Raw genomic sequence first — 5,069 nt, 5'->3', positions numbered from 1 at the left:
GAACAGGGAACAGGGAACAGGGAACAGAGATTAAGAAGGAATATTCAGGCATTTTCTTCAATAACCAACATTATTTCCCTTATACGGTAAGCTTTTTCGGATTTTATCAAAACAATTTAGCATATTAGGTACTGAAGAACCGAAAATTATTTCTTTAGATAGATAATATTTAACGCATATTATTTAAGATTCTATATCTAATAAATCATCTCATAAATTCATTTTTATGTTCTAATTTTTAACGGTATTATCGACAATAAATTAACGTAGATATGTTGAGAATATCTATGCAACACTGTGGTTTATAATTTGTATTAATTTGGCTTGACTACTGCTAGAATTGTTATTATTATTTATTCTTAATAGCTGAGATTCAGGCTACCACAGCCAGCTAATCAGAGCTAATGGATCAATGAGACATTGAAATTTGTAGAGTTGTTCATGAATAAATTTATTATCGGTTTGTTCACTGTAAGTGCGATCGCATTTGCTCCTACTGCTGCTAATGCTCAAACTGGAGACAGTAATAATGCTCAAATAATTAATCAGACTAATATTACCACTGGGAATCACAACCTTAGCGTAAATAAGGCTAATCAAATTAATCAACACTTCGCAGGTGATGCTGGTAGTTATGGTAGCAATGCTAGCGGTCAAGTCATCCATCAGATGTGTGAGACCCACGGTATCGGTAATGTTTGTATTAATAGCGCTTCTCAACAGAACCAAAAAATCAACCAAGGGATACGCCGACCTATTTATCCCCAGAAAAGACACCATTGATGACTATGAATAATTAGCAAACATCCCCAAATTATTTAAGTTAAATTCGGTGGCTGCTTCTAAAATTAATAGGGTAAAGGTGATAGCCACACTATACTTTACCCTAGACTTTTTCTGATAGCTACCGCTTGCTTCAGCCATACTTGATGGGGATATCCTATGCAGATTTACAAATTTTCCTCACTGCTAATTTCTGTTAGCTTATTTCTCCCTGTTGTTACTCAAATAGGTGAAATAGATATGCACATAGGGAGAATGAGAATTCGTCAAGATTTACGGGGAAATCTGGAAATATTTCCAGATTTACCGGGAAGTGCAAAGCTCCATGCTCCTGAGACTGAAATCTATATGAATGGAAATTTTCATATTAACGATGTCAACACTTTATTCAGAAACACCTGTCAAAAATCAGGTAGTATTCTTACCCAAGAAAGCAGACAAGTCACCAGGAATGGTAGATACAGACATCACAGTAGTAAAGTATCAGTCCTTTGTAATTAATGTAAAAAATCCGGGAGAACTTAGATGAAATATCAAGATTTATATCTTGGTGTCCTATCTTTTGGTGTTTGTTTAACAGTTGCTAGTTTTGCTACCAGCGCCGCATTCGCACAGTGCGTTATATCTCATGTGGGGGTTCAACTTAATATGTCTCCAACTCCCGCCAGACAAACTTCTAATGTGCAAATGTACAGTCCAGCAGCTTGTACAGGAAATACTAGTTCTTCGACAGCAGTACAAGTGAATACTGGTAATAATGGGAATGTTAGACAGCATCAAGAGGTACTCCACGAAATCAGGGGTAATGCAGGTAATAGTACTGCTGTAAATGGTCCAACTATTAAAAATAGCATAGTTGTTCCTGTTAATGTAAAGACACCAAAGAATTTTTCTCTCTAAGAAACAGTTATTGAGCAGGGTTTAACTACTATTAAACTCTACTCAATAATAAATATATTAATAAAGGCTGAATTATTTATCTTTAGTAAATACAGCGCATTTTATGTGAGTGAGGAACACAAGGGCGGGCACCGATGCCCACCCCACAATATTTATGATCTTAAGGTGTGTACTTTATTTACTTTAAAAGTGCTGTAAATACCTAATTGGGTGATTCACATGAATAACTGGGATTGTATATCTTATCCTTAAATAGCTGAGGCTAAATTTCAGTTATTCCTAAAAATTATTCCCAAAGAAATTAAATTGGAAGTAGTAGAGCAGCCCTGATTAGAAATTGCATAAATACTGCCGATGATTAGCAGAATATGATGTGTTTAACCTATTTATTCGATTTCGGTTATTTTAGCTCAAGTTCTGCATCTAGTTCTTGAGAATATTCTTCATTTGTACCCAGTTCATAACGTTCTACCAAATCTCGATTCATACTAGATACCACTTGATTATTCCTATCTGGTTCTGTATAGAACTGTTGATTATATTCATCCATTTCAGCTTCTAGATAAGCGAGGACTTCTTCTAAGTTTGGTCTACTTCTATCCATAACCACAAGTCTCATTGAAGGGTGTTCAGAAGGGTCAGTTTACTAAGTATTTTTGATGTATCCAAACTCAGTGGAAGCAGTTCATCTTCACCTCTATGACAAAGTTATTGTCTTGAGGGATTGACTTTCAGATTAAAAATATTCAATAATTTCTGGTGATGCCCTGCTGGTTTTACCCGTTCCTCACACATGAGGGGGAGGGATTTAGACTGATATCTGAGTGCAATGCCCAAGGTTGAATGATAAACTTACACCAGATGAAACATTGATTTTCTGGTGTTCCCTGAGATGGATTGGTAGGTGCGCTAAATCAGTTTAACGCACAAAAATATCTTCTGTAAACTATATTCGGGAAAAATGAGACGATTGTAAAAGAGGTACCAATTTTAGATTGAACTCATCTTCAAAAACTGGTTTTTTATAATCTATACTCCAAAGTTCTAAAGAACAGTCATCATCAGGTTCAGAGGGAAATAGTAACATCTGTAACTCTCCTTTACCGGGATTATACAGACATTGGACGCGAGCGATCGCACCAATTTGTCGCCGATCTAGTGCAACGGCTATTCTCAACAGGGCGCTGAGTTGGTTGACGATTTGTCGATCCTGTTTACTAACCAAGTTACGGTAATAGTCATGTTTTTTCTTGGGGGGTGATTTGCGGTGGTAACGGGCTAAATTGGCAATAATTTCAATTTCGGTTTCAGTGTAGCCGAGTAATTCACCATTGCGAATCAAATAGTAAGAATGTTTGTGATGAGACGAATGGCTGATATAATGCCCACAATTATGCAATAAAGCCGCCGCCCATAACAGTTGTCGCTCCGCGGCTCCCCATTGGTGTAACTTTCCTTGGGTTTGGTCAAATAAACTTAAGGCAAATAAGGCCACGCGATCGCTGTGTTCCAAATTGATATCATACTTGTCAGCCTGTTTGAGAACACTCCGCTGGCGTATGGAACTTTGATAGCGCAGTTTATCTTCAATCAAACCGTGGGATAGCATCCAATCTACAATTACCCCCTCTCTGAGGGCGCGTCCGCACAAGGTGACTGAATCTACACCTAACAAAGTCATAGCTTCCTGTAAGATGACAGCACCAGCCAATATCACTTCTGACCGCTTATCTGGCATACCGGGGATAATAGATATTTCTGAGTTGGTCATTTTGCGTAACCGATTTACCCAAACCCGCAAATCCTTGAGGGTGAATTGGTAGCCATTGAGGGTAGAGGGAAGAATACCTAAATTTTCTCGCGCATGAATCATCGCCAGGGTTTCAATCGTCCCGGAGGTTCCCACTAAACGGGGAGATTCCCCAGGATGGATATTTGCTAATACATCCTCAACAGAACGTTCTAAAATTCCCCTTGTATAGGCTTGGAGATATTGAAACTGGACATCGCTGATGGGTTGGGTGGTGATTAACTCACTGGTGAGTCGTACTGCGCCGACTTTTGTACTGCTCAGAGTGCGGGCTTCTTGGCTATCTGCTAAAATCAACTCTGTAGAACCGCCACCAATATCAATGATTATGTGGGGTTGCTGATCAAATTCCAGCCCCGAAAGTACACCCAAGTAGATGCGACGGGCTTCTTCTTGACCAGAAATCAAGTCAACGCTTAGGCCTAATTCTTCTTTTACCTGGTGTAAAAAATCTCTACCATTGGGGGCCTCCCTCACAGCGCTTGTGGCTACAGCTATGATTGTTTCAGCATTGGCGGTTTTAGCGACTTCTTGAAAGCGTCTGAGTGCGGTAATAGCCTTATGAATGTTTTCTGGTTTGAGTTCTCCAGTGGTCAGGTCACGATTACCCAGCCTGACAGTTTCTTTTTCTTTGGCAATAATGCTGAAAGCTGGTAAGGTCGGGTCAATCTTTACTACTACCATGTGCAGAGAATTTGTTCCCATGTCAATAGCAGCAATAATCCGGTTTTGCTTAACTGGTTCAGTGCTAACACTTTCCCAGTTAGCTGAAACTAAATTCAGCATCTAGTTTTCTCTCGTTGAAGGACTAAAAAATGGTGCGTTACAACAAAATCAATCTCTTCTTACTCTGAACTATGTACAAAGCCTGTCTGAGCTAAGAATGTTTACCGTTGTCAGTCACAGGTTCTACTTCTATAAATACCAAATAAAGTTATTCTATAGATGTAAGTGCGATTCGTTCTTCCTAAATGAGTAGAAATGCTCAGGGACGGAAGGTAAGGCTGGTGAAAACCAGATTCTTACAACTGCGTGTTCATGTAGGTGTGAATCCTACCCCCTAGGTGCAAGGGTGACAGCATCTCCCTTATGGTAGCGACTAGCCATCAATCTGTAAAGCAGGGAGAAAAGGCGTTCCTACTGGTAGCCTAACCTGGTACACGCCAAGCAAAGTACCCACGAGTAAGATATCCCAAGATGTGTCTGAAGCGTCGTAAATAGATAACCAAGCCAAATAAGGCTGACAGGCTGGAACCAAAAGGTAAAGGATAAGGAAACGGCTATTTTATGTTAGACCGTTACGCACTTCCGATAAACCCGGCGTATAGCATCACTCTAAAGGTACACAGAATGGACACACGGAACGAAGTAACCCCCTTGTTAGCTCTTTTAGAAGGTCGAATCTAAAAGTAGGTGCTAACCGGATGCTGCAAGTGGGGAAGATTGAGTCAGAAGCGAACGCTTAGGGTAATGCCTAAGATATGCTGACAGATTCACGGTGATATGGATGATAAAGTCTCAAGTAGGAATTATGTCTAAAACGAGTGTAAAGACTACGGTAGAATGGAACACGATT

The 5,069-nt window shown here is 39.6% G+C and carries 6 protein-coding genes; 3 read left to right on the top strand and 3 right to left on the bottom strand.

All coding sequences use genetic code 11. The features are described 5' to 3' along the window. Nucleotides 1-441: 441 nt before the first annotated feature. Complete coding sequence (locus tag PN457_RS10900; protein ID WP_271733319.1) at nucleotides 442-783, top strand: hypothetical protein; 342 nt, start codon at nucleotides 442-444, stop codon at nucleotides 781-783. Between the two features lie 3 nt (nucleotides 784-786). Here PN457_RS10900 and PN457_RS10895 read toward each other — a convergent pair whose 3' ends face one another. Then, complete coding sequence (locus PN457_RS10895; protein WP_271733318.1) at nucleotides 787-924, bottom strand: hypothetical protein; 138 nt, start codon at nucleotides 922-924, stop codon at nucleotides 787-789. Nucleotides 925-942: 18 nt separating this feature from the next. Here PN457_RS10895 and PN457_RS10890 point away from each other — a divergent pair, with 18 nt between their 5' ends. Both PN457_RS10890 and PN457_RS10885 read left to right on the top strand, forming a co-directional pair. Beyond that, entirely contained in the window at nucleotides 943-1,284 is a 342-nt protein-coding gene (locus tag PN457_RS10890; protein WP_271733317.1) for a hypothetical protein, read from the top strand. Nucleotides 1,285-1,308: 24 nt separating this feature from the next. Next, complete coding sequence (locus PN457_RS10885) at nucleotides 1,309-1,683, top strand: hypothetical protein (RefSeq protein ID WP_271733316.1); 375 nt, start codon at nucleotides 1,309-1,311, stop codon at nucleotides 1,681-1,683. Nucleotides 1,684-2,083: 400 nt separating this feature from the next. On the opposite strand, the gene PN457_RS10880 is transcribed toward PN457_RS10885, so the two are convergent. Together PN457_RS10880 and PN457_RS10875 are read right to left on the bottom strand one after the other, a co-directional pair. Further along, complete coding sequence (locus tag PN457_RS10880; RefSeq protein WP_271733315.1) at nucleotides 2,084-2,287, bottom strand: hypothetical protein; 204 nt, start codon at nucleotides 2,285-2,287, stop codon at nucleotides 2,084-2,086. A gap of 342 nt (nucleotides 2,288-2,629) precedes the next feature. Continuing rightward, entirely contained in the window at nucleotides 2,630-4,279 is a 1,650-nt protein-coding gene (locus PN457_RS10875; RefSeq protein WP_271733312.1) for a Ppx/GppA phosphatase family protein, read from the bottom strand. Nucleotides 4,280-5,069 lie beyond the last annotated feature (790 nt).

Source organism: Anabaenopsis arnoldii (assembly GCF_028331025.1).
GTDB classification, from domain to species: Bacteria; Cyanobacteriota; Cyanobacteriia; order Cyanobacteriales; family Nostocaceae; genus Anabaenopsis; species Anabaenopsis arnoldii.
This window is presented reverse-complemented; position numbering and strand designations above follow the sequence as displayed.